Below are 26,043 nucleotides of genomic sequence, written 5' to 3' on the forward strand. Positions count from 1 at the left end.
TTTTCTTCATAACCATTTATAATCCCTTAATGTTATTTGAGGACGTATGAGCCACTTATTGTTTGTAATAAACCCTATTTCAGGAGGAATTGATAAGTCTGACTTGCAGAAGCAGATAGAGAGCTGTTGCAAAAAGCAGCAAGCCGAATATTCCATTATTGAAACCAAAGGTAAAAATGATCAAGAAAGAATATCAGATCGTATTAAAGAAATCTCTCCTGATACTGTGGTGGCCTGTGGCGGTGACGGCACTATTAACCTGGTAGCCAATGTGCTTTTAGGTTATGACAATATCAAACTGGGCATTATGCCCCTGGGCTCTGCCAATGGCTTGGCCACTGAGTTAAACATACCTGAAGATGTGGAAGATTCGCTGGAGATCATTCTTGCTGGCAAAACCATTCATATGGACATCTTGCGAATAAACAAGGAACATATTTCACTTCATTTGAGTGACATTGGTTTTAACGCCACTTTAATAAAAAGATTTGAAGCCAGTGGCTCGCGAGGTAAAATGGCTTATGCAAGACATTTTTTCACTACGCTATTTAAAAAGAAAGCCAGAAAATATCAGTTCGATTTAGGTTATACTAAATTTAATCAAAGGGCAGAAATGGTGGTTTTTGCTAATGCTACTAAATATGGCACTGGCGCCGTAGTAAACCCCGAAGGCCAATTGGATGACGGTAAATTTGAAATCTGCATTTTCAAACCATCTCCGTGGTATGCTATGTTCAGCCTGGCATATCATTTTTTTACCGGGAATATGAAAAGATCGCGCTATGTCTCCATTCTAACAGCGGAAGAACTGCGCCTGTATACTAAAAAAGCAGATACTCTTCAGATAGATGGTGAAGATTTGGGCGAATACACAGAAGTTTATGTGCAGATAGAACCTGCACAGCTGCACGTGATAAGAGGCTAACCTCAGCACTAACTACCAAATAACCAAGCATACCTCCACTCAAACAAAGCCTGTTTTTAGTAAAGATGAATTGCTTATTTTTAAATGACTAAAACTCATTACTATGATAAGAATTCTCTGTTTACTGCTATTTCTTTTGCCGCCAAGGCGCAGTACTCCTCCACATTGTCTATCCCTGAAATAATGAAGGGAGAAGATTTTGTAGGTTATCTGCCCGAAAGAGTGCAATGGAGCCCAGATAGCAAATACATTTATTTCTCCTGGAACCCCGACCATGAGCTGATTAGAAGCATGTATAAGGTAGAAATAGCCACAGGAAAAATCAGCAAAATGACTGATGAAGAGCAAAAAGCCAGAGTATATATTGATACTTACAATGATGATCGCAGCCTGATGGTTTATAATAAAGACGGAGATTTATTTCTGTACAACACTAAAACAGGCAAAGCAAAACAGATTACCAATACACTAGAAAGCGAAAGTGGCCCCGAATTTTCTGGTGACCAAAAGCAGATCATCTATTCTGTAGGTAAAAATTTATTTGCCTGGTCTATTGCTGATGGCACCACTCGTCAGCTCAGTAATTTTAAATCAGGCTCTGAGAGAAAGGAATCTAAGGAATCACCACAACAGGGATGGCTAAAAAATGACCAGCTGGCTCTGTTTGAAGTGCTCAACAAAAGAAAGGAAGAAAGTGAACTGAGCAAGGAGCAAAGAGAAAACTTAAAGCCAGAAAGGCCTTTAGAAATTTACGTGGGTGATAAAGATGTTTTTGGCCAAAAAGTGAGCCCTGATTTGGCCTACATCACCTATAGATTAAGAAAAGAGGCGAAGCAAAAGAATACTGAAGTAACCCATTTTGTAACAGAGTCTGGCTACACTACTCAAAGCCCGGCGAGATCAAAAGTAGGCATAGAAGAGGACACCTATGAAATGGGCATCTATGACATTAAAAATGACACTACTTATACCTTGGACACTAAGCAAATAGAAGGTATTTATGACAAACCAGCCTTCTTAGAAGATTATGCTGATGGAGATTTCGATCCTAAATATGAAACACCGAGAGAGGTAATTTTTCATGGCCCATTCTTTTCTAAAAATGGTAATGCCTTTGTTGATATCCGCTCTCAGGATAACAAAGATCGTTGGATTATGCTGCTAGATCTGGCTAGCGGTAAGCTTACACTAGTAGATCATCAACATGATGATGCCTGGATTGGAGGCCCCGGCATCAGCTCCTGGAATTTCTTCCCTGGCAATCTGGGTTGGCTGGCTGATAACGAAACCATATGGTTTCAATCTGAAGAAACCGGATATTCACATTTGTATACCTATAACATTAAAAGCAAAAAGAAGAAAGCACTCACTAAAGGTGATTTTGAGATAAGAGAGGCTAAACTTTCTAATGACAAAAAACACTTTTACCTACAAAGCAACAAGGTATCTCCTCATGTGAACCACTTCTACAAAATGCCTGTAACCGGAGGTAAAATGATGCAGATCACCTCTTTGGAAGGCCGAAATGATGTTACTATCTCACCTGATGAAAAACAGCTGGCAGTATTATACTCTTACAGCAATAAACCTACGGAGCTGTACCTCATGAAAAACAGTGAAGGGGCGGCTATGAAACAACTTACGAACTCTACAACAGAAGCGTTCGATGCCTATTCCTGGAAAGATCCTGAAATCATTCGCTTTGAAGCGGAAGATGGCGCAAAAGTACCCGCCAGAATTTATAAGCCAGAAAAGCCAAATGGTGCAGCAGTAATATTTGTTCATGGCGCCGGCTATCTACAAAATGTACACAAATGGTGGAGTTCTTATTATCGTGAATTTATGTTTCATAACTACCTCACAGATATGGGCTATACCGTTTTAGATATTGATTACCGTGGCAGCGATGGTTATGGCAGAGACTGGCGCACAGGCATATACCGATGGATGGGAGGCAAAGATCTTTCCGACCAGGTAGATGGAGCTACTTATTTAGTAAAAGAACAAGGAATTGATAAAGACAGAATAGGCGTCTATGGAGGGTCTTATGGCGGCTTCATTACTCTTATGGCTATGTTTACCGCTCCTGACACCTTCCAAAGTGGCGCGGCACTGCGTTCGGTTACTGATTGGGCACACTATAATCATGGATATACTGCCAATATTTTAAATACGCCTGCCCAGGACAGCATTGCTTATGCTAAAAGCTCTCCTATTTACTTTGCCGAAGGCCTAAAAGGGAAGCTGGTAATGCTTCATGGTATGGTAGATGATAACGTACAGTTTCAGGATGTGGTAAGACTATCACAAAGGCTCATTGAATTAGGCAAAAAAGACTGGGATTTGGCCGTTTTCCCTATGGAGAGACACGGCTTTGTAGAAGCAAGCAGCTGGGCTGATGAATACAGAAGAATTTATGAACTCTTCGAAGAAACACTGAAAAAAGAAGAATAATATCAAGGGCGGACATTTGAATGAATGTCCGCCTTATTATTTCTAAAATGGCAGTGAGGCTAAGTCCACATTACCTCCACTAATAATTATCCCTACCTTCTTCCCTTCAAATAGACTTTTATTTCTAAACAATACAGCCAAAGGAACAGCTGCACTAGGTTCTATAATTATTTTCATCCGCTCCCAAACCATTTTCATGGCTGCTGCTATTTCATTATCATTGGCCAATAAAATAGCGGACACATGTTCTTTAATTATATCAAAAGGCTTTTCTCCTAATGAAGTTCTGAGACCATCAGCAATAGTATCAGGTTTCACCATAGGCACCAATGTTTTGGTTTGAAAAGACCTAAAAGCATCATCAGCACCCTCGGGCTCACAACCAATCACTTTGGTGCTATTTGACCAATAATGCGCACTGAGCGAGGTGCCGCTCAAAAGACCTCCACCACCCACAGGAGCTAGAATATAATCTAAAGGCTCATTTACTGATTCTATTAACTCTTTGGCCGCTGTAGCTTGTCCCTGAATAATATGATAATCGTTATACGGATGGATCATAGTAGCACCAGTCTCATTAATTACCTGCTGCAAAGTGTCCTCCCTAGCCTGAAGGGTGGGCTCACATTCTATGAGGTTAGCACCATAGCCTCTCACGGCATCCATCTTCACTTTAGCAGAATTAGAAGGCATAACAATATGAGCAGGTATGCCTTGCAACTGAGCGGCTAAGGCTACAGCCTGAGCATGATTCCCGGAGCTGTGAGTTGCCACTCCTTTACTTTTCTCTTCATCTGATAAAGACAACACAGCATTCATGCCTCCACGTGCTTTAAAAGCACCTACTTTCTGAAAGTTTTCACACTTAAAGAAAATTTGTGTTCCTGCTATTTTATTAATGCTTTCCGATGAATAAACCGGAGTGTAATGAATGTAAGGAGCCACACGATCGTGTGCCATTTCAATTTCTTGAGCGGTCGGTTTGGTGTTCATACTCAAAAATAGGGGATATTCATTTAATCAGTTATGATTTGCTAAATGAATAACACCACTATGACCAGAGCTATCAGAATTCCAAAAATGAGAAGGCCGGTTTGGTTTGCTTTTTTCATGGTTTCCATCAGATATGCTACAAAGATCACATCCTAAACAAAACGAAAAAAGCGAAACCTCCTCAACCACCCAATTTATGGAGTGAACCGTAGAAATTTACCGGTAAAAGAATTAATGGGCTTTAAGCCAATTGTCACCTACGCCAGCTTCTACATCCATAGGCACTTCAAGCTTCACGGCTGAAGTCATTAGCTCTATCACCTTAGGCTGCACTATTTCCAGTTCATCTTTAGGCACATCAAACACCAATTCATCATGCACCTGCATAATCATTTTGGTTTTCAGGCCTTCATCGCGTAGCCATTGATGAATTTTTACCATAGCTATTTTAATAATATCTGCCGCACTACCCTGAATAGGAGCGTTAATAGCATTTCGCTCAGCATAGCCACGCATGGTAGCATTTTTAGAGTTAATATCTCTCAGATACCTTCTTCTGCCTCTTATGGTCTCCACATATTCCTTTTCACGAGCCTTTTCAATACAAGCATCCATATAATCCCTTATTGAAGGAAATTCCTTAAAATATGATTGAATGATCTCACTAGCTTCAGATCGAGGTATGTTTAGGTTTTGCGATAAGCCAAAAGCTGAAATTCCATATATAATACCAAAATTCACCTCTTTGGCCTTTCTTCTCATATTCGAATCTACTTCCTCTACCGGCACATTAAATACTTTAGCCGCGGTAGTAGCATGAATGTCTCTGCCTTCTTTAAAAGCAGCTATCATGTCCTTATCATTCGCAAAAGAGGCCGCTATTCTCAATTCTATCTGGCTATAATCGGCAGCCAGCAGCACATGATTATCATCTCTGGGAACAAAGGCCTTTCTTATTTCTCTTCCCTTCTCAGTTCTGATAGGAATGTTTTGAAGATTAGGATTATTAGAGCTAAGTCTTCCTGTAGCTGCCACTGCCTGACCATAATCGGTATGAACCCGACCATCACCACTAATTAGCTTAGGCAAAGCATCTACATAAGTAGACTTCAGCTTTTGGTATTCTCTAAAATCAAGAATTTTGCTGCATATCTCATGCTCAGAAGCTAATCGGCTCAATATTTCTTCTCCAGTAGCATACTGACCTGATTTAGTCTTTTTAGGCTTATCTACCAGTTTAAGCTTATCAAAAAGCACCTCCCCAAGTTGCTTAGGAGAAGCAATATTAAATTCCTGTCCTGCCAATTCATAGATCTCTTGCTGCACTTTTAAGCTAGCCTCCTGCAACTCCTTAGACATATCAACCAGCGCATCTTTGTCTATTCGCACTCCCTCAAACTCCATATCAGCAAGTACGGGCACCAGCGGGTATTCCACTTCATCAAGAAGCTCTGCTAATTTCTCTTCCTTTTTGATTTCCTTATCCAGCACTTCTTTTAGCTGTAAAGTAATATCAGCATCTTCTCCAGCATACTCCACTACCTCCTCAGGCGCAAGGTCTTTCATATTTAACTGCTTCTTGCCTTTCGGCCCCAGCAGGTCAGAAATAGGAACAGGTATATAATTTAGGTATTGCTCTGCGATCATATCCATGCTATGCTTGGTTTCGGGCTCCAGCACATAATGAGCTAGCATAGTATCGAAAAGCTGCCCTTGCACATGAATATCATATTTCTTCAAAACCAGAATATCATATTTCAAATTCTGGCCTATTTTAACAATATCAGTATCTTCTAAAACCTCTTTGAAGTCATTTAGCACCTCTTTGGCCTGCTCTCTATCTAAAGGCACGCTTACATAAAACGCTTCCCCTTTTACATATGAAAAAGCAATACCTACTACTTCTGCCTCTACGGCATCAATATTAGTAGTCTCGGTATCGAAACAAAATTCCTTTTGCTTTTTAAGATAAGTAGCAAGCTCCTTCCTTTTCTCCGGGGTAGTGATCAGATGGTATTCATGAGCCACCGTTTTTATTGTGCTCTTCTCCGTTACTACTTCTTCTTCTACCTCTATAGCCTGTTTACTCTCGGCACTAAACATAGAAAGTTGCCCTGATGACGATGCACTTGAAGCGCTAGCGGAAGAAGCCTCCTCACCAAAAACTCTTTTAAGTAAGGTTCTAAATTCCAACTCATCAAAAATAGGTTGTAGCTTCTCTTTATCAGGACCAGTGTATAATAGGTCTTCTTCATTAAACTCTACCGGCACTTCAGTATTGATAGTAGCCAGTTCTTTAGAGAGTATTCCCTGAGCTCCGAAATTCTGTACATTCTCTTTCTGCTTACCTTTAAGATCATCTGCATGCTCTACCAGATTCTCTACTGAGCCATAAGTTTTTATAAGCTTAGCAGCGGTTTTCGGGCCGATTCCCGGTATACCAGGAATATTATCTGAAGCATCTCCCTGTAAACCCAGCATATCCGCCACCTGATCTACAGATTCTATGTCCCACTTTTTGCAGACCTCTTCTACGCCTAAAATATCTACCGCATTACCCATGTAGGCAGGCTTATATAAGTATACATGCTCCTGCACCAGCTGACCATAATCTTTATCGGGAGTCATCATAAACACCTCAAAATTATTTTCAGCGGCCTTTTTAGATAAAGTACCTATAATGTCATCAGCCTCATAGCCATCTAGCTCTATCACAGGTATGTTAAATGCCCTTACAATATCTTTCACTATCGGAATACCCGTCTTAATATCTTCGGGAGTCTCCTCACGGTGCGCTTTATACTCCACATATCGCTCATGCCGAAAGGTAGGAGCTGAAGTATCAAAAGCTACTGCTATGTGAGTGGGCTTTTGTTTATGCAAGACTTCCAAAAGGGTATTGGTAAAACCAAACATTACGCCGGTGTTAATCCCTTTAGAACTAATTCTAGGGCTTTTACTAAAGGCAAAATGGGCTCTATATATTAATGCGTAAGCATCTAACAGGAAAAGTTTTTTCTCGGGTTTACTCATAAGGCATAAAGGTAGCTAATTGACCTAACAGATGGCAAATTTAAATTATAATTCATCTGATAATGCCCTGCAGAAACCCGTTAAAAGATGCCTCTTAATCGGCTAAAAGAATCTTCTTTTTCCCGCTCCAAATGATTTATTTTCTGATAAGCAATTACAAAATGATAGGCTATAACTAATGAATTGAGAAAAAATATAGCCAGATAACCTAAGTTAACCACTACAACATTGACCTTAAACATAAAAATATAAGCCGTGAGCTCATAAGCAAAAGATAATATCCCCACTAAAATACCTGCTGCGCTGAACCAAGCCTCTTTCTGCTTATTCAATAATGCCTGAACGATGATCACCATGATGTAAATTAGGTTAATCATTAAAAAGAATTGATATGCTGGCAAAAGTGAAGTAAAGAAAACAGGAGGAAGAATTAAGGTGATGGCTATAAAAATATAATTAATAGTAATGATGATCCATTTAATAAGACCCTTTACCATATTCTGAAAAGATTTGGTAATGAAAAGCACGCCCACCAAAGCACTGGCATAAAGAGATAAATATTCTATTCTTATAGAAAGATTCCAGGGTAAGCTCACTATCTCTGGTATCAGATAAAGGTTTGAAAATAGTGCTCTCACGGCCCAAAGCAAACAGAAAATGCCAAAGTACAATGTAGCCAACTGCCTTTTCCTTATAAAGAAGAATACTATAAAGAAACAACCTAATACTAATAAGCCCCCAACAGAAAGTATATTGGCGGCGACCAGATTCTGCTGACTATGAGCCAATTGCTCCGGCACTCCTAATTTTAGTGGCTTATGAATACCGCCTCTATGATGATGAAAATTGGCCACCTGCCAAATGATCTCCAGCTGGTCTCCTTCACAAATGAAGGTTTTGTAGATAGGTCGCCACTCTGGCTTTACCTCATCTTTTGATTTTCCTACATTACCATTCTGTGCTATCAACTGCCCATTAACATACAAACGATGGGCTGTATACACATTCGGCACATATACAGCTAACAAATTATCTGCAGGCTTCTTATTAATAACAAGACGATAAGTGGCAACTCCCTGCCCATTTAACATGATACCCTTATAGCGCATATCATTCCAAATGGCTGGTACTTCTGCATATGCAGTATCTACGCCCTCTATAAAATCTTCTGAATAGAGAAGTTGATTATAATAAAATTCCCATTCACCAGAGAGGTCAAGGGTTCCTAATTCACTGATATCTTTCTGTGACAAGTCAAGTCGGCCTTTATTTATTTGAGACAGATCTTGGGCATAAAGTGAAAAAAAAACAGAAAGTAGACGAAAAAATGACAAATATTATCTGCCAAAAAGCTTTAACTATAGACATTAATAGACAATGTTACTAACCCACCATCTTGCAAAGTAAACGGAATGTACCTTACTTCCTACTAATAATAATCAGAAAAGGTACATGACATTGACAGTGGGTATAGAAATAGATTAATCGAGCACCCGTTTTAAAAACCCTATTGATTTATGATATGCATCTTCAGCCGCCTTTTTATCATAATCAGGATTACTGGGGTTAGCAAAAGCATGCACGGCATCATAAAAATGAATTTCTATAGATTTAGAAGCACTTTTCATGTCCTCCTCAAAGGTATTTACTATCTCAGGAGTAATGTGCCCATCTTGCTTAGCGAAAATTCCTAAAACCGGAAATTCTATTGTCTCGATCTTACTTTCATCCTTTTCGGGCATTCCATAATACATCACGGCTCCCTGAGTCTGCTCTCCGGCTATCATAGCGGCCTGCAGTGCCCAGCCTCCACCAAAGCACCAACCCAAAGTAGCAATTTCAGAACTTATTCCCGTATAGGATACTGCTCCTTCTATAATGGCCTCAGCTCTATCTGTTGAAACCGAACCCACTAGTTTAGAAGCTTCTTCTCTGGTAGTAGCTACCTTACCATCATACAGGTCAATGGCTAACACATTAATGTTTTTATTAAACCCATGCCAGTATTTATCGGCTTCCTTTTTTATGTAATCATTAAGCCCCCACCATTCGTGAAAAATGAAAATGTAGTTGTCGATATCCGTATTGGCTTTTACCAGATAAGCCCTGGCCTTTTTACCATCAGGCGTTTCAAAAGTAATCATTTCTCCTGCCTGCTCTTTGTATTTGAAAGGTATGGGATTCATATGCTCCTTTTTAAAATCTTCATTAGAAGCAAACAACGCAAAGCTTTCAGTAGCAGAAGTTTGACATACCGTAATATTTTGGTCCAGCGTCTTCTGAGCATATAACCCCGAACTAATAAGTAATAGAAGCGATACTAATTTTCCTATCTTTTTCATATTGGTTTAGATTAAATGGTAATAGTATGCTTCTAACAGAAAAACTAACCTAGTGTTTATCACTTTTGCCTGCAATAGGCTATATAATCAGTAACTGGCGGGGCAAAATCCAACTCCCGTAATCTACTCATAACCTGACCTCTATGGTAAGTGCTATGGTTAAGCACATGCGATATAATTTCTCTAAGCGTGCTCTCGTATTTAGTGCCTTTAGTATTTTTATAGAAAATCATTTCCTCGAAAGTCTCTCTGGGATGCTTCTCTATAAGGTCGCGCCAATTACGGTTGCTTTCCTCATTCATACTCTTTATTTCATTGAGCTTATACTGCTCCCATAAAGGAAAGGGTGAGGTGGGCAGGTCCTTTATTCTATTTATCCAGATGATTTGAGCAGAAAGCAAATGACTAAAGAGCGTCATAATTTTATCATCTTTTACCTGGCTATCTTCCAGAGTGATCAGCAGGCGGTTATTAGCCCATTCATTATATCGGAATAAATCTAAAAAATGCTTTTTCATAATCTTCAATCTTAGTAAAACAGTAGTTACATAAATAGTACATAGCATACACCTATCATCCGAACTAAGCTATAAAAATTTTACCTCATTCCTGAATAGTTCTTAGCTGCTTACTCACAAAATAGCAACAATAAGCATCAAAACCTTATTTCCGAAAAACGGAAGAAACTTCCTGTAATGGAAAGAATTAAAGTATGCCAAACACACATATTTCTGAATATCAACCATTTAAAGTTTAGGCACATCTTATGACTATAGAGTATTAAATTGATTTAATTGAAAAATGGAGATGGAACATATACTCCCATAGATTATGAACTGATTGCCACCAAAATTTTAAGATAGTAATGGGTGAGCGTGTAAAGTAAAATGTGAAGAAGAATGATCTCATTACTATTAATGGTGGCGTTCATAATCATATATGTTTCTAAGAAGATAGTAAGTGATAAATGAAATTTTTAACAGGTCTGCTGTAAAAGAGTAAGTACAGATCAAAACTAAAGAGGAAAGAGCAAGGTAGTGGTGATTTAGAAAAGTAGTGGCTCGAAACGATTTGAGGAGATGGAATTAGTGGAGATCAAGAGGTTGAGAAAGTAGGGTTGAACACAGCAGATTCTGTTAAGAAATTGGCCATGGGCAGTGCATAAGAAGAGGAGAAAAGGTTCAGTAGTTAGCTGTAAGAGTATTTTACAGTGTGAGGTAGCAATGGTAGTAGGAAGTAACCACTGAACTTAACTGAGGGGAAGAAAGCACTGCCCATAGTGGCCTTTTCAAATAAAAAGATGTGATGATGAGTTAAGATTGATATGTGTAGAATGGTAAGAAGCCCGGTTTCGAGTGTCGGGCTTCTTTATTTTATTGAAAAAGGAACTACAATTAATGTATTTTCCCACATCATGATCATTTCTACCTCATCTCCCATAGTTTCTAAAGCTATGGTAAACTGATTAAACACATTAGAAGTATAGATAGGCTTCACTTGCAGCACTAAAGCATCTTTTTCTGGATCTCTATTGGCAGATTGAGAAAATACATCGATACCCCACTGACCTGTTTCCTTATTAAACATCACCTGCCAGTAGTCTTTGCCGGGCACAGTAAAAACAGAATAAGAACCAGCTTTTAGTTCTTTTCCATTGATTTTTAAATCCTGATTTATAGTTAGAACAGTGGCTTCATTAGCACCGGTTCTCCAAACTTTACCGTAGGGAACCAGTTCTCCAAAAATAACTCTATCCTTTATGAATGGCCTGCTGTATTTCACTTCCATAGTCACGCTATCACTCTCATAAGTAACAGTGTCTTGCGGACTGAAAGATTTTGTGTAAATCCTAAAAACAACTAGAAATATGGCAATGATAGCCACTATGCTACCAACAAAAACAATTAGGTTCTTCATTACCTGATTCCCATCCTTTTATTCATACGTCTGCGAGTCTTGCAATGAACCGTTTCTATAGTAGTATAGCCAGCGTCCGGTTTCCTCCCCCTCTTTATATTCTCCATATGATTGTCTATTCCCATTGTCATAATAATAAGTCCATGTACCTGTTTTTAGGCCATTTTCAAATTGACCTTCTTCTGCCAGTTTTCCATTATGGTAATAGTACTTCCAGCTACCATCAGGCAATCCATTTTTAAATTCGCACTCTATTTCCTTCTGTCCATCAATGTAATAATTGATTTTAAGGCCAGTGCCGTTCTTTAAATTTCCTGCCGAAAGGGTATCTCCGTATATGGTATAGTAGTCACTTACACTCATGAGCATACCGGAAACCCATTCTTCTTCCTGCATAAGTAAACCTGTAGTATGGAATATGCCCCACTTACCATTTTCAAGACCCGCTTCAAAAGAACCTATGCTTTTGAGCTCTCCTTTATCATAATAAGTAAACCACTGGCCACTCTGCTCTCCGTTTAAATAATGTCCCTCTTCCAACAAGTAACCTTTTTCATTAAAAAATCTCCAATTTCCTTCTTTTAGTCCATATTCATATACTCCCTGTATCTCAGGCTTGCCATTTTCAAAGAAGGTAAGGTATACGCTGTCCTGCAATCCATACTTATAAAAACTGAGCGATTTCAAATCTCCATCGAGATAATACTCTCTCCATTTTCCTTCTGGTTTGCCATTTTTAAAATGCTTTTCTGATAGCACCTGACCATTAACCGAATATTCTAACCATGTACTGTCTGGTGATCCCAGCTTATAATGTTCAACTGCCCTTAGCTGACCAAATTCATAAAACTCTTTCCAGGTGCCTACTTTTATACCATTACTATAGTCACCATCTACAGCAAGTTTGCCATATTCATTATATAGCTTCCAATCCCCATCGGTAGTGTCATTAGCATATTCGGCTTCGAGCATAAGCGTACCATAGTAGTCAAACTCCCTGGTTACACCTTTTTTCTTGCCTTCTTCGTACTCTACCTTAGCCTTTACCTTTCCATTGGGGTGATAGCTGGTCCAGACACCAGATTTCAAACCATTCTCAAACTGCCCGGCTTCAACGGTAGTACCACGCTGATCGTACTCCAAATAATCTTGAGGCTCACCATTTTCATATTTTACCTTGGCCATGATTCTGCCATTAGGGTATAAAATATTCCAAACGCCTTCCCGCTTATCATTCTCAAATTTTCCTTCTTCAATTTTTACATTATCCTTATTGAAAAATTGCCACTTGCCGGTTTTCTTGCCCTCCACAATATCTCCTATGGCATATACGGAGCTGTCCTGAGTAAAAAGTGTTGTTTTCTGAGCAAAGGCAGGTATGAAAATAATGCTCAAGCCAAATGCTATAAGTATATTCTTTAGTTTCATTAGGTTTTAGTTAAGCTATAGGTCTTAATAACGCGTTTTGTTACTATTCTCCCCACAAATACCATACGATAGTTTTCAATATCGGATACGTTTTTGATCCATTATCGTATTTCAGGGCTAATTTACTTGATATTTTTGGTCTGAATGAGAATTATCAATATCATATTTTGATAATCGGGTCTCCAAATCCTATTCAATTAGCACGTTTAAAGCTCCTGATTAATATAATTATCATAAGCCTCTCATTGTTCAATATTGAACGCTCTTATGGGCTATGATCGTACAGAAACTCAAAATAAAATTGCCTTAAAAGCCCAATTAGGCATAAAAGGTTAATGGTACGCTCTTTGAATTAAGACTATGAAAGGGGAGCAATATGTTTAAAAAAAATGCCATAATTACTATTCGAAAATTCAAAAGCAACCTGCCATTTAGGTTGGCTGCCATTGTTCTACTGAGCCTGGGAGATCTATCTCTGCTATTAAATATAAGCCTTTGCAGAAGTAGCATGGCTCACATTTCTTTTAGCCTGGCGGCCATTTCATTTTTTATATCAGGCGTACTTATACAGATTATGCCAGAGCATGGTCACCGCAAAGAAATGGGGATGAGAAAAATATTTGGAGCCAACATAAAAAGCCTCTTCGAATTACACTTTCTAGGCCACCTGCTAAACTCCTTTCTGGCTCTTATACTTTGCCTAATTATTTATAACAATAAAAAATTCATAGAAGTACTTTCTGGTATACCTCATAGCTACATCCTGCATTACATAGACCTCGCTATTATTATGATTTTCTCACTTATAATCAGCATATTAAGCAGTTTGATATACAGTTATATCGGGGCCAATGTAAACATCATGCGCTTACTGCGGAAGAGATAATGATTAGAGCGGTTAGGTTTATTAAATAAACACAAAATGAACGGCAGGCATCATACATAACTGCTAAAAATTGCTTAAATTTTAGTAAGAACGCATAAGTGCATGAAGACCTATACAACAGCCATAATTTCACTATTTATTTATCTGGCTTGTCCTTCTTATGCGCAGCAGTTAGGCTTCAGCATTAGTAATAATAAAAAGAAAGTTGAAATACCGTTTGAAATCTATAATAACCTAATTATAGTGCCGGTAGTGCTTAATGATGAACTGCCTCTAAAATTTATTATTGACACGGGCGTAAGAACCAGCATACTCACCGAAAAGGCATTTGGAGATATCATTAACCTTTCGTATTCAAAAAAATACACTATTTCAGGACTCGGCGGAGAGCAACTTATAGACGCTTACATCACTAACAATGTATCTATAACCCTGCCCGGCGTAACAGGCCGAGGACATGCCTTGCTAGTGTTAGCAGAAGATTACCTGGAGCTAAGAAATTATCTGGGCACCGATGTACATGGCATATTAGGTTATGAGCTCTTTAGCCGCTTTGTGGTAAAAATCGATTATGATCGTAAAATAATGACTCTCACTACGCCAAAGCATTTTAAGCCTGGTAGAAAATATAGAGAAATACCCATGGACGTGCATGATACCAAGCCTTACATTACCGGCCGCATTATTTATGGGCCTAATGATGTGCACAGCGCCAGGCTTATGGTAGACTCGGGTGCCAGCCACGGATTAAGACTGGACCCCAATAGTGAAAGTGACATTTATATTCCTGAAAATAATATTAATGCCATATTAGGAAGAGGCCTCGGTGGTGTAATGAAAGGTAAGATAGCCCGGATACCTATGCTCCAGCTAGAAGATAAAATCTGCTGGGAAGATGTAATAACCAGCTTCCCTGATGACCATGATTTTCTTGATAGCCTGAAAAGCTCCGGCACTAACAGAAATGGAAGTATAGGAGGCGAAATATTAACCAGGTTCATCACTGTTTTTGATTTTCCCGAAGAAAAACTGTTTCTCAAACCAAGCAAAGATTATAAAGATCGATTTTCTTATAATATGAGCGGGCTCACTGTAAAAGCAAAAGGCAGCTTGCTCAGTACTTTTGAAATAGTAGAAGTAAGAAAAAATTCATCTGGAGATTTGGCCGGCCTTAAGAAAGGTGACCTCATTCTGAAAATCAATGGCATGGATGCCGCTTCATTACACCTGAACGTCATTAATAGTATTTTGAACTCCAAAGAGAACAAAAAAATAAAGCTAGTTATTCAAAGAAGTAATGAAAAACTAGCCTTCAAATTTCGTTTACACAGCCTTATTTAGAAAAGAATTGCGTTATTCTTGACTTCTCCTTTTTATACTGCTTATACAGATAAGCATGCATGCTCTTAAATTTAATAGCATTCAAAATGGATCTTGATAATGACTCTGAGGTAATGCCATCTTTAAGAATATACTCTTGCGCATCAGCCAGGTAGGCTTCAGAATAATTTGAGTTTTTAATGATGGTAATAGGAATATGCCGAGTTTTCATACCTGAAGACAACCTTTTCACCAGGCTCTTCATATAACTCCTGTCAAAATTATCATCAATTAAAATGCAGCTGGGGTTAGAATTAATAATCTTTTTATACAGCCCTTTAAGATTAAAGCCTATCTCTGCATGATAGGTTTTGTGCTTAATTTGCTTAAGTTTATCATAGATGTGACCCAGCTCAATAGGATTATTACCTACTAAGAAGATATTCAAAGAGTCTCTTTTCTTATCCGGAGTTGTTAAGGCTTGCATAGATTGTGATGTTTCAAATGGTTAACGGATAATCGAATAATTTGTTAATGACTAAAAGCTCATTTTTATTACACCGTACTGATCTAACTAAAATCTGGTTTTGAGACAAATAATCATTATAGGTGGCGGGTTATCAGGGTTGATTTGCTCTATGGATTTACAAAATTCCGGCTTCCAAACCTTAGTAATAGAGAAAAAAAATTATCCGTTTCACCGAGTTTGTGGAGAATATATTTCTAATGAAGTCAGGCCATTTTTAAGCACTCTGGGCATACACCCTGAGGAACTGGGAGCCGCCACATTCAATCATTTTCAACTTAGCTCTATTACTGGTAAAGAATTAAGACTCCCTCTGGATTTGGGAGGTTTCGGTATAAGCCGTTTCTCTTTAGATCAATATTTTTATGAGAAAGCCCAAGCAGCCGGTGTCACTTTCATCACCGGCAAAAAGGTGCAGAATGTACAATACCTTCAAGATCATTTTGAAGTAGAATTACAAGGCGGAGCCATTGAAAAAGGCCAATTTGTGATAGGAGCCTATGGCAAGCGCTCAAAGCTTGACCAAGTAATGAAGAGACCGTTTTTCAGCAAAAGATCTCCTTACATGGGAGTGAAATATCACATTAAATACCCGGATCAACCTGCTGATCTGATTTCATTACATAATTTTAAAGATGGCTATTGTGGTATAAACAAAGTAGAAGGCAATGCTTATAACCTATGCTACCTCACCGCTCGCAGCAATTTAAAAACTACCATTTCGGAAATGGAGGAAAACACATTATACGCCAATCCATTTCTTAGAGAAATTTTCACTTCAGCCGAATTTGTATTTGAAAAGCCATTGGTTATCAATGAAATATCTTTTGAAACCAAAGAACCGGTTACTAACCACATGCTTATGTGCGGAGATGCGGCTGGTATGATTACCCCGCTATGTGGCAATGGCATGGCTATGGCTATACATTCGGCAAAAATCCTTAGTGAGGTCATTATCAAATATGCTCTCGAAAAAGATGCACAACTCATTCTTGAAAAAGCCTATACTAAAGCATGGAATCAGTTATTTAAAAACAGACTTTGGAAAGGCCGACAAATACAAAAATTATTCGGCCACACTTGGGCTTCAGAATTGAGTGTAGACCTGGCGAATAAAGTACCGGCCATTGGCAATTTCATAATGAAGCAAACGCATGGCGATGTATTTTAAAACCCTTTAATAGCCTGTAAAATCTGAGTTCTATCTATAAAAAAATAGATAAAAAAGGCACTAAGACATATCGCTGATATCATATTAAGCCACATGGTATGTTTATAGTCAGCCTTAGCACTATCTTGATGAACTCGCAAGTACCAAAAGGCAAAGTACATCACTACAGGAAACATACTGCCCACAAAAATCCAGGCATATTTAATTTGCTGATACTCCATAAAATAAAACACAAAAGCAGCTACGGCCACGGAAAAAGCGGCGGCAGTAAAATAAAAAGTGCCCTTGATACCCAATTTCAAACTAAGCGTATTATCTCCCCGTTTAGCATCCTCCTCATGTTGGTAAATCTGAGTCATAGGGTAGGAGCCCCATAAAATCAGAGAGCTCAAGATGGCCGGAATAACCACCTGAGGCAATAAAAACACATTAAAGCCAAAACCATTAAGCCCCATATATGCCATAACTAAGGTAAAAGCCCCCTGAAATAAACCCGCGATGAACCAGCTAAGCAATGGATATTTTTTAAGACGGATAGAAGGATGACTATAAGCTTTCGACACCAAACCATATACGAATAACATGATAGCCAATGGCCAACTGATGTAAAGCCCCAACAAAATGGCGATGATATCAAAAACTAATGCCAGGTAATAAAGCCCTTTAGAAACCTTCGGTGGATTTTTAAGTCCTCCAATGCTCTTCTCATCCTTATCAAAATAGCTATTATAACCATTGCTGGCAGGGTATAGAAAAAAATGTAAAGAAAGAAAAACAATGAGGAGGTTACTTTCCTTAATATTTGGTGAAATACTGAGAGCAAATAGAAAAACAGGCAGAAGAAAAAAAGAAAATGGTATTCTTAAGTGCAGCCAGGAAGATTTCTTAAACATAAAAAAATTAGTTTTCTCCAAGATATTGATTTTTTAGTATTATTGAATGAATGAACGTATACATTACTGCCACAGGCACCGCCAATCCTAAATACAAAATACCACAGGCTGAGGTTTGGGAATTTATGTCCAAAGCTCACCAAATGAATGAAACTGAAAGCCGGCAGCTACAAATGCTTTATCGGGCTACAGGCATACAAAACAGGTATTCGGTTATTCAGGATTATGCCGCTCAAAATGTAAGAAATTTTTACCCGGACACCGATGATCTGGAACCTTTTCCTACTACAGAAAGCCGATCTCACTTATTTCAGAGAGAGGCAAAAAAGCTCGGGGCAGAAGCCGCCGAAAAAGCACTTGCAGGAATAAAAAGAGAAGAAATAACCCATCTTATTACCGTAAGCTGCACAGGCATGTATGCTCCGGGTATTGATATAGAGCTAATTGATCAACTGGGATTAAATAGCACGGTAGAAAGAACAGGCATTAACTTTATGGGTTGCTATGCGGCCTTTAACGCTATAAAAGCAGGCCGTTCTATTTGTCTGGCTCAGCCAGAAGCTAAGGTGCTTATTATTTGCGTGGAACTCTGCAGTATTCATTTTCAAAAAGAAAAGATTGAAGACTACCTGCTGGCCAATGCCATTTTCGGAGATGGAGCCGCAGCTTTAATAATGGAGGGAAAACCTTCAAACAAACCTGCCTTGCAAGCTATGGCTTTTCACTGTGACCTTAACCCTGGGGGCAAAAAAGATATGGCCTGGCGCATTGGTAATTATGGTTTTGAAATGCGCTTATCATCTTACATCCCTTCTCTGATAGAGAAAGATATTCTGCTTTTAACTAATCGATTAAAGCAAAAATTAAGCATTGAAACTTTTCAATATTATGCTATTCATCCGGGAGGAAAGAAAATACTTGAAGTGATAGAAAACCAACTGGCTATAAGCAGAGATGATAATCGCTTTGCCTATCAGATTTTGAAACAGTATGGCAATATGTCATCTGCCACAATCATTTTTGTGCTTCATGAGATAATGAAAAACCTAACGGCCGACGATAATAATAAAAAGCTACTGTCCTTGGCTTTTGGCCCTGGCCTTACGCTTGAAAGCATGATTTTAAATATCATCAGTTAACAGAACTTATATGGCCTCAAAATTTGACCACCGTAGCAATGATCCTGAACTTATGGATGACCTTAACAGCTCAGGCCAGGTAATAGAGCAGACGCTCAAGGAGCTGGAGGTGATCAATAAATGGCTGGGAGGCAACTATGTTACCACCAACGGACTTTCCAAATTGGTGTCACGTCAAGAGTTAAGTTCGTCTCCCCTGGTTATCCTTGATTTAGGCTGTGGGAGTGGAGATATGCTTAAGCGCATGGCCAACTGGGGCAGAAAAAGAAATATAAAGCTTCAGCTCATCGGGATTGATGCTAACCCTAATATTATTGAATGGGCTAAAAACAACAGCAAAGATTACGAAGAGATTAGTTTCAAGTGCCTGAATATATTCTCTGAAGACTTTAAAAATATTCCTTGTGATATTATAACCTCTACACTCTTCACCCACCATTTTACTGATGAAGAATTAATAATACTTTTAAAGCAATTTAAAGAGCAAGCTAAGATGGGATTGGTGATCAATGATTTACACCGGCATTGGTTTGCATTCTATTCTATAAAAATTTTAACATCGGTTTTCTCAAAATCGCCGATGGTAAAATATGATGCAGCTCTTTCTGTATTAAGATCATTTCGAAAAAAGGATATTCAAAAAGTCTTAACCGAAAGTGGCTGCAAGCAATATTCATTAAGGTGGCTTTGGGCTTTTCGCTGGCAATTAGTGATCAGATTCTAATGTCACTAATTTAAGCGGCTGAGCTTACCTCCAGCATAGTTTCCTGCAGCTCTCTTTTTAAGTTGTAATGAAAGCTAGGAAAATTCAACAAGTCCACATGCTTATTTAGCGTTTTTAAAACGGTGATAACAGCGGTAAGGGCATCTACCTCTTTGAAAAACACCTTATGCTCACTATTATCATCTTCATTGAGCACTTCTTCAGTAAACTCATCCAGATGTCTCAGCTGTATTTTCTCCTCTTTAGGTTTCCAGTTCATTACAAACATCACCTTCAGATACTCAGGCAATCGCTTAATAAACTCAGCTGACTCCTGATACGACAAACTTTTTCTTATGGTGTGTAAAACACGACTTACTGCTAAACCGGCCTTTTCAGGATTATTGAAACCCAAGACCTGGTTTATTTCTTTGATCAGGCCATTATCCTTCAGCGCAAGATCAGAATAGTTTAGAGCTATTGTATTTTCCATATATTTACCTGATGCTAAATATGTTACTATTTATTTCTCATGTAGCATCAGGTAAATAATCGTGCCAACCCGTTCCGGGGCGATTTAAATGACAAATTAGCAGTATCAGCCCTCCTTTATGGCAGGCTTTACGTAGACTGATTTCACATTGTGGTGAGGCGTTATGCCACTATTCCACAACCCATTCTACTTTGTCTGCAATGTCCTTTCTTCTTCCCTGTGGCCATTTGTCAGACTTAGGCATACCTATGTATAAAAACCCCAGCAGCTTGTCATCTTCTCCCAGGTTAAAAAACGGCTTTACTTCTTCATTAAAAGTAATGCCACCAGTACTCCAATAGCAACCAATTTTATGAGCCGAAGCTGTAAGCCACATATTTTGCACAGCACAAGCAGTAGCACACACTTCTTCTATTTCTGGTAGAATAGGCGTTCTTTTCATGCCAATAGCTATAATATGAGAGCACTCTAACGGCTTGGATAACAGCTTTTCATATTTTTTCTCATCAAATGAGTCTTCGTTTTGACTCTTATAAAAGTCTGCCTGAAACTGACCTAATTTTTTCAATCCTTCTCCTTTGAAAACGGTAAATCGCCATGGCTCTGTAAGCTTATGAGTTGGTGCCCAGTTAGCATTTTCCAGCATTGTTTGTATTATGGAGTCATCTACCTCTTCACCAGAAAACATATTGGTATAAATAGATCGTCTCTCTCTAATCATCTCGTTAACCGCTGTTGTAAAATCCATCTGTTAATCTTTTATTTATTATTTAATTTTCAACCTCTAATCTCGGGTCAGAGTTTACCTAATATAAAATTTAAAGTTAAGCCAATGAAGTTTTTTATCGCATGCCTTTCTTTGCTTTTGTTTATAACTCCTTATACACAAGGCCAGAAAAAGTTTTTAAAAACCGTTTTTGAGAAATCTGACGGCAAGCAAACAGGCACTTACGAGCAAACTATTCAATACTACAAAGAGCTCTCTGCTGAGTCTCCATATATATCTATGCAAGAGGTAGGCGAAACGGACAGTGGCCACCCTCTGCATCTGGTGCTATTTGATACTGATAAAAACTTTGACCTGGAAGCCGCCCGATCTAAAGGAAAAACCATTATTCTGATCAATAACGGCATACACCCGGGAGAGCCCGATGGTGTAGAAGCCTCAGAAATGTTGCTGAGAGATTATGCCACTAATAAAAAAAGAAGAGGGCAGTTGAAAGATATTACACTTGCCATCATACCATTATATAATATTGGCGGGGCGCTCAACAGAAATGAGCACAGTCGTGCTAACCAAAACGGTCCTGAGTCATATGGATTTAGAGGTAATGCCCGAAACTATGATCTAAACCGTGATTTCATAAAGGCTGACAGCAAAAATGCCCGAGCTTTTTATGAGATCTATCAAATGGTATTACCTGATATTTTTATTGACACCCACGTGAGCAACGGTGCTGATTACCAATACAGTATCACTCACCTGGCTACTCAGCATAACAAGCTAGGTGCAGACATGGGCGGATATCTGCATGAAGAATTTACTCCTGCTCTTGAGCAAAAAATGACTGAAAAGAAAAGTGAAATCACTCCGTATGTGAATGTTTTCAACACCACACCTGATTCTGAAGGCATCATCCAATTTATGGATTACCCACGCTACTCTACTGGCTATACCACACTTTTCAATACGCTTGGCTTTATGATAGAAACACACATGCTGAAGCCTTTTGATGTAAGGGTAGAAGCCACTTATAATTTCTTAGAAAGCGTAATAGAGTTGGCGATTAAGGATGGAAAAGAAATTCAACAACTACACCATAGCTATACTTTAAACCCTGGAGATTTACACTATCTGGACTGGGAAATAGACAAGGAAAATCCGGAAATGTTTGCTTTCAAGGGCTATGAAGGAGAAATGATAGAAAGTAAATTCACCGGACAGAAAAGGCTTTTTTATGATAGAGAAAAGCCCTTTACCCGAGAAATACCCTATTACAATAATTTTAAAGGCACCACAGAAGTAATAGTACCTAAGGCCTATATTATTCCACAAGGCTGGCATGAAGTTATTGATCGTTTAAAATGGTCTCAAGTAGAGTTTTCCAGATTTGAAAATGATACCATTATTAATGTTGAGGGTTATCGTATTAAAAATTATAACACTGCCTCCAGACCATATGAGGGGCACTACAGGCACACAGACATAGACGTAATTAAAGACAAAAAGAATATCGATTTCCGTAAAGGAGATTACATCTTCTATATCAATCAACCTGGTGGCCGGTTTTTGATAGAAACACTAGAACCACAAGCTCCTGATTCTTACTTCAGTTGGAATTTCTTTGATACTATTTTGCAGCAAAAAGAGCACTTCTCTCCTTACGTTTTTGAAGATATTGCCTATGAGCTTTTACAAAATGACCCGCAGTTAAAAGAAGCCTTTGAAAGAAAGAAAAATGAAGATGAAGAGTTTGCCGCTAGTAGCTACAGGCAGCTGAGCTTTATTTATGAGCACTCGCCTTACTACGAAGAAGCACACCTGAACTACCCTGTTTATAGGTTGGTAGATTAAAAAAACGAGGTGGTATCAAAATTACTTTTAGGTATATTCATTTGATACCACCTCGTTTTAAACACTATAGAATTTTAATTTTCCTGTTCAATATCCTTTTTGTCGAAGTCTCCTGCTTTGATATAAATCATATCATCAGCGTCTATGTATTTTTTCATAGCCGCATTAATTTGCTCAACTGTTAATGACTCTATTTTCTTTTCAAAATCTTTATCCCACTCCATGGTTCTGTCGAGATATAAGTATTCATTAAGCATAGAAGCCAAAGATCTATCCTGAGAGCGCGTAACCTGGCGAGATTGTAAGTACCCAGACTTAGCTGCGGCTACCTCCTCTTTAGTAAAACCTTCAGTAACTACTTTATTTATTTCCTCCTTAAAAGCCTTTTCTAATGCCTCCGCATTTTCCGGAGCATAAATAGCATATGCACCAAACATGGCATAGTCATCTTTAGAAGCTGCGCTAAAGAACGAGCCTACACCATAACTTAAGCCTTCTTTTTGTCTTATTCTGGTTGCCAATCGTGAATTCAAAAATCCACCACCTAACATATAATTACCCAGCACCATAGCGGCATAATCCGAGCTGCCATCGCTTAAAGGCAATTGCATACCGGCCATGAACATAGCATTAGCCTTGTCTGGTGTTTCAATGGACTTGTTCATAGGCTTAGTTTTTACATATTTGCTGGCTATACGCTCAAACTCTGAGGGAGATTTCCAGCTGCCAAAAATATCGTACACCTTTTTCTTAATAGGCTCCTTTTCAAAATCACCAACAATAGAAACCTCCGCATAGGTAGCACCGAAGAAATCCTTATAAAACTTCTTCACATCTTCCAGCTTGGTCTCTTTGGCCAATTTTATCTGCTCTTCGAAAGTAGGGGTATACCTGGGATCATCAGGAGAATAAGAATTCAAATTTCTATCAAATGCCAGAGAAGCTAATGACATAGGTTCACTCAGCTGCTCTTCTGCACTGGCCAGCTTTTCTTCTTTCAACTTATCAAACTCTTCTTGTGGAAATGATGGGTCTTTTAAAATCTCACCAACCAAATCAAGTACTGCTGGCAGGTTTTCCTTCACTGTTTCAATATATACCGAAGTCTGAGAATAACTACCATAAATACTTAACTGAGCTTTTAGCTGATCAAACTTATCACTAATCTCCTGGCGAGACATGGTAGACGTTCCTTTGTTAAGCATATCAGCCGTAAACTCAGCTGTCATCGCTTTATTTTTAAGCTTATTCAAGCTGCCATAGCGCAGAGTTATCTTAGCATTTACTGCCTCACCTCTGTTTTTCTTGGGCAGCAAAACTACACTAAGCCCCTTCTTGGCGTCTTCTCTTTCAAGCCTCTTTTCTATGTTAGATGGCGATGCATCAAAGGCCTCACCAGCGGCTATCTCTACATTACCTTTATAATCTTTCACTAAGGCCGCTACATCTGGCGTTTCTGGTATTTTTGCTCTCTCAGGGTTTTCTGTAGGTATGAAATAGCCCACTGTACGGTTAGAGCTTTTTATATACTTGTTAGCCACAGCCTGTACCTTTTCAGTAGTCACTTCTTTTAAACGGTCACGATTAATAAAGAATAATCTCCAGTCACCTGAAGCAATGTACTCACTCAAGGTTAAACCAATACGATCTGAGCTATTGTAAGCTAGCTCTATATCTTTTAAAAGCTTAGTCTTTGCCCTTTCTACTTCTTGATCAGTAATCGGTTCTACATCTACATTATCCAAAGTAGAGAGAAATACGGAACTGGCATCATCTAAAGGTTGCTCCTTACGCACGGTGGAGAAGAAATATAAAAGGCCTGGCTCTTTAAGCGGAAAAGCAAAACCATAAACATCAGTAGCTTTCTTTTTATCAACCAAATTTTTATACAATCTGCCGGAAGGTTCATCCGCCATTATTTCAGCTATGATATCAATGCTCTGAAAATCTTCATGAGAGGCAGCAGGAATATGATATGCCGCCATTACCGCCTGAATATCTCCCACCCTTCTGAGTGTTACCATGCGTTCACCGTCTTGAGTAGGTTCTTTGGTATAGGCATCTTGTAAAACACGTTCTGGCTTAGGAATGGGGCTAAAATACTTATCAACCAATTTTAATGTTTTCTCTGGATCGATCTTTCCTGCAATGGTCAGCACAGAATTATCAGGCTGGTAATATTTGTGATAAAAGGCCTGCAGTCTATCAATAGGCACATTTTCTATATCAGCGCGGGCTCCAATAGTAGTATTTCCATAGTTATGCCATAAGTATGCAGAAGAAGCTACACGCTCCATTAAAACACCAATGGGTGAATTTTCTCCCATTTCAAATTCATTTCTTACCACAGTCATTTCACTGGTAAGGTCTTCTTTAGAAATGTAAGAGTTAACCATCCTGTCAGACTCCAGGTCTAAAGCCCATTCCAGGTTTTCATCAGTAGCCGAAAAGGTCTCAAAATAATTGGTTCTATCATACCAGGTGGTTCCATTAGGGCGGGCACCATGCTCTGTAAGTTCTTGAGGAATATCTTCATGTCTGGGAGAGCCCTTAAAAACAAGGTGTTCTAACAAGTGAGCCATACCGGTTTCTCCGTAGTTTTCATGCTTTGAGCCTACTTCATAAGTGATATTTACCGTAATGGTGGGCTTACTCTGATCGGGGAATAAAAGGACTTTTAGTCCATTAGAAAGCTGGTATTCTGAAATACCTTCTACTGTGGTAACATATTTAATACCTTCCTGAACATTTTTAACCTGCGCGGACACAACGCCAGCAAACAGAAGTAAAAAACCACAAATGCCGGAAAGCACAAGGTTGGATTTTTGGTTTAGCATAGATTATTAATTTATAGTGTAATAATTAAATTAGAGAATCATAAGCAGGAATATTAATAAGTTAAATGTAATTTAATATTTAAAAGTGAATATTAATTTTAATACGGATAATGTAATGATTAGTTTTCTTACGCAGAAGCTTTTTTACATCAGGCATTGTGCGCAATCAAAGTAATTGCTTATTTAGTGGTACCATAAAATGGGATGTTAGCTCAGTTGGTTCAGAGCACTGCCTTGACAGGGCAGGGGTCGTTGGTTCGAGTCCAATACATCCCACTTTTCACCTTCCTGCGCGTTATTAGCCGTTTTTGACTTTCATTTTGAAACATTATCCCCCCTAAAAAAGTGGATTTGTCTACCCTCTATGCCGCTTTTGTTTTATTTTTATTGACAAAAAACTATTAATTT

20 protein-coding genes and 1 tRNA gene are annotated in these 26,043 nt (G+C 38.6%); 9 read left to right on the top strand and 12 right to left on the bottom strand.

The annotated features are described in order from the left end of the window. Window positions 1-46 precede the first annotated feature (46 nt). Window positions 47-925 (top strand): diacylglycerol/lipid kinase family protein, encoded by an 879-nt coding sequence (locus LVD15_RS06565; RefSeq protein WP_233779506.1) that lies wholly within the window; start codon window positions 47-49, stop codon window positions 923-925. Between the two features lie 84 nt (window positions 926-1,009). Next, complete coding sequence (locus LVD15_RS06570) at window positions 1,010-3,379, top strand: prolyl oligopeptidase family serine peptidase (protein ID WP_233779507.1); 2,370 nt, start codon at window positions 1,010-1,012, stop codon at window positions 3,377-3,379. A gap of 42 nt (window positions 3,380-3,421) precedes the next feature. Here the strand turns inward: LVD15_RS06570 and LVD15_RS06575 are convergent, their stop codons facing one another. The 7 genes from LVD15_RS06575 to LVD15_RS06605 form a co-directional block, all read right to left on the bottom strand. Beyond that, on the bottom strand, window positions 3,422-4,372 hold the full coding sequence (locus LVD15_RS06575; RefSeq protein ID WP_233779508.1) for a pyridoxal-phosphate dependent enzyme: 951 nt from the start codon (window positions 4,370-4,372) through the stop codon (window positions 3,422-3,424). A 231-nt stretch (window positions 4,373-4,603) separates the two neighbouring features. Then, window positions 4,604-7,405 carry a DNA polymerase I gene (gene polA, locus LVD15_RS06580; protein ID WP_233779509.1) on the bottom strand — a complete coding sequence of 934 codons (2,802 nt, stop codon included), beginning with the start codon at window positions 7,403-7,405 and terminating at the stop codon, window positions 4,604-4,606. 80 nt (window positions 7,406-7,485) lie between these two features. Beyond that, the gene (locus tag LVD15_RS06585) at window positions 7,486-8,658 is read right to left on the bottom strand and encodes a 7TM-DISM domain-containing protein (RefSeq protein ID WP_233779510.1); all 1,173 of its coding nucleotides are present in this window, start codon (window positions 8,656-8,658) and stop codon (window positions 7,486-7,488) included. Between the two features lie 228 nt (window positions 8,659-8,886). Then, entirely contained in the window at window positions 8,887-9,747 is an 861-nt protein-coding gene (locus LVD15_RS06590) for a dienelactone hydrolase family protein (RefSeq protein ID WP_233779511.1), read from the bottom strand. Between the two features lie 59 nt (window positions 9,748-9,806). Further along, window positions 9,807-10,265, bottom strand: a complete 459-nt coding sequence (locus tag LVD15_RS06595; RefSeq protein WP_233779512.1) for a DinB family protein — start codon at window positions 10,263-10,265, stop codon at window positions 9,807-9,809. A gap of 850 nt (window positions 10,266-11,115) precedes the next feature. Beyond that, a complete protein-coding gene (locus tag LVD15_RS06600) occupies window positions 11,116-11,664 on the bottom strand; it encodes a DUF2911 domain-containing protein (protein WP_233779513.1) in 549 nt (182 codons plus the stop codon). An 18-nt stretch (window positions 11,665-11,682) separates the two neighbouring features. After that, complete coding sequence (locus LVD15_RS06605; RefSeq protein WP_233779514.1) at window positions 11,683-13,092, bottom strand: toxin-antitoxin system YwqK family antitoxin; 1,410 nt, start codon at window positions 13,090-13,092, stop codon at window positions 11,683-11,685. 376 nt (window positions 13,093-13,468) lie between these two features. Between LVD15_RS06605 and LVD15_RS06610 the strand changes: the two genes are divergently transcribed. Next, on the top strand, window positions 13,469-13,978 hold the full coding sequence (locus tag LVD15_RS06610; protein ID WP_233779515.1) for an FtsX-like permease family protein: 510 nt from the start codon (window positions 13,469-13,471) through the stop codon (window positions 13,976-13,978). A 102-nt stretch (window positions 13,979-14,080) separates the two neighbouring features. Continuing rightward, on the top strand, window positions 14,081-15,319 hold the full coding sequence (locus LVD15_RS06615; protein ID WP_233779516.1) for a retropepsin-like aspartic protease: 1,239 nt from the start codon (window positions 14,081-14,083) through the stop codon (window positions 15,317-15,319). Here the strand turns inward: LVD15_RS06615 and LVD15_RS06620 are convergent. Continuing rightward, window positions 15,312-15,785 carry a hypothetical protein gene (locus LVD15_RS06620; RefSeq protein WP_233779517.1) on the bottom strand — a complete coding sequence of 158 codons (474 nt, stop codon included), beginning with the start codon at window positions 15,783-15,785 and terminating at the stop codon, window positions 15,312-15,314. The two genes, LVD15_RS06615 and LVD15_RS06620, sit on opposite strands and share 8 nt — an antisense overlap. 100 nt (window positions 15,786-15,885) lie before the next feature. Here LVD15_RS06620 and LVD15_RS06625 point away from each other — a divergent pair, with 100 nt between their 5' ends. Further along, window positions 15,886-16,995, top strand: a complete 1,110-nt coding sequence (locus tag LVD15_RS06625) for an NAD(P)/FAD-dependent oxidoreductase (protein WP_233779518.1) — start codon at window positions 15,886-15,888, stop codon at window positions 16,993-16,995. Here the strand turns inward: LVD15_RS06625 and LVD15_RS06630 are convergent. After that, on the bottom strand, window positions 16,992-17,888 hold the full coding sequence (locus LVD15_RS06630) for a UbiA family prenyltransferase (RefSeq protein ID WP_233779519.1): 897 nt from the start codon (window positions 17,886-17,888) through the stop codon (window positions 16,992-16,994). The two genes, LVD15_RS06625 and LVD15_RS06630, sit on opposite strands and share 4 nt — an antisense overlap. 50 nt (window positions 17,889-17,938) lie before the next feature. On the opposite strand from LVD15_RS06630, the gene LVD15_RS06635 reads away from it, so the two are divergent. Together LVD15_RS06635 and LVD15_RS06640 are read left to right on the top strand one after the other, a co-directional pair. Then, window positions 17,939-19,027, top strand: coding sequence for a type III polyketide synthase (locus LVD15_RS06635; RefSeq protein WP_233779520.1), 1,089 nt, complete (start codon window positions 17,939-17,941; stop codon window positions 19,025-19,027). Between the two features lie 10 nt (window positions 19,028-19,037). Further along, on the top strand, window positions 19,038-19,751 hold the full coding sequence (locus tag LVD15_RS06640) for a methyltransferase domain-containing protein (RefSeq protein WP_233779521.1): 714 nt from the start codon (window positions 19,038-19,040) through the stop codon (window positions 19,749-19,751). Between the two features lie 10 nt (window positions 19,752-19,761). Here LVD15_RS06640 and LVD15_RS06645 read toward each other — a convergent pair whose 3' ends face one another. Both LVD15_RS06645 and LVD15_RS06650 read right to left on the bottom strand, forming a co-directional pair. Beyond that, entirely contained in the window at window positions 19,762-20,223 is a 462-nt protein-coding gene (locus LVD15_RS06645) for a DUF2267 domain-containing protein (protein ID WP_233779522.1), read from the bottom strand. 169 nt (window positions 20,224-20,392) lie between these two features. After that, window positions 20,393-20,971, bottom strand: coding sequence for a nitroreductase family protein (locus LVD15_RS06650; protein WP_233779523.1), 579 nt, complete (start codon window positions 20,969-20,971; stop codon window positions 20,393-20,395). 84 nt (window positions 20,972-21,055) lie between these two features. On the opposite strand from LVD15_RS06650, the gene LVD15_RS06655 reads away from it, so the two are divergent. Then, window positions 21,056-22,798 (top strand): M14 family metallopeptidase, encoded by a 1,743-nt coding sequence (locus tag LVD15_RS06655; RefSeq protein ID WP_233779524.1) that lies wholly within the window; start codon window positions 21,056-21,058, stop codon window positions 22,796-22,798. Window positions 22,799-22,872: 74 nt separating this feature from the next. Here LVD15_RS06655 and LVD15_RS06660 read toward each other — a convergent pair whose 3' ends face one another. Continuing rightward, window positions 22,873-25,635 carry a M16 family metallopeptidase gene (locus tag LVD15_RS06660; protein WP_233779525.1) on the bottom strand — a complete coding sequence of 921 codons (2,763 nt, stop codon included), beginning with the start codon at window positions 25,633-25,635 and terminating at the stop codon, window positions 22,873-22,875. Between the two features lie 201 nt (window positions 25,636-25,836). On the opposite strand from LVD15_RS06660, the gene LVD15_RS06665 reads away from it, so the two are divergent. Continuing rightward, a tRNA-Val gene (locus tag LVD15_RS06665) sits at window positions 25,837-25,911 on the top strand. The last annotated feature ends 132 nt before the right edge of the window (window positions 25,912-26,043 follow it).

This window comes from Fulvivirga maritima (assembly GCF_021389955.1).
Lineage (GTDB): Bacteria > Bacteroidota > Bacteroidia > Cytophagales > Cyclobacteriaceae > Fulvivirga > Fulvivirga maritima.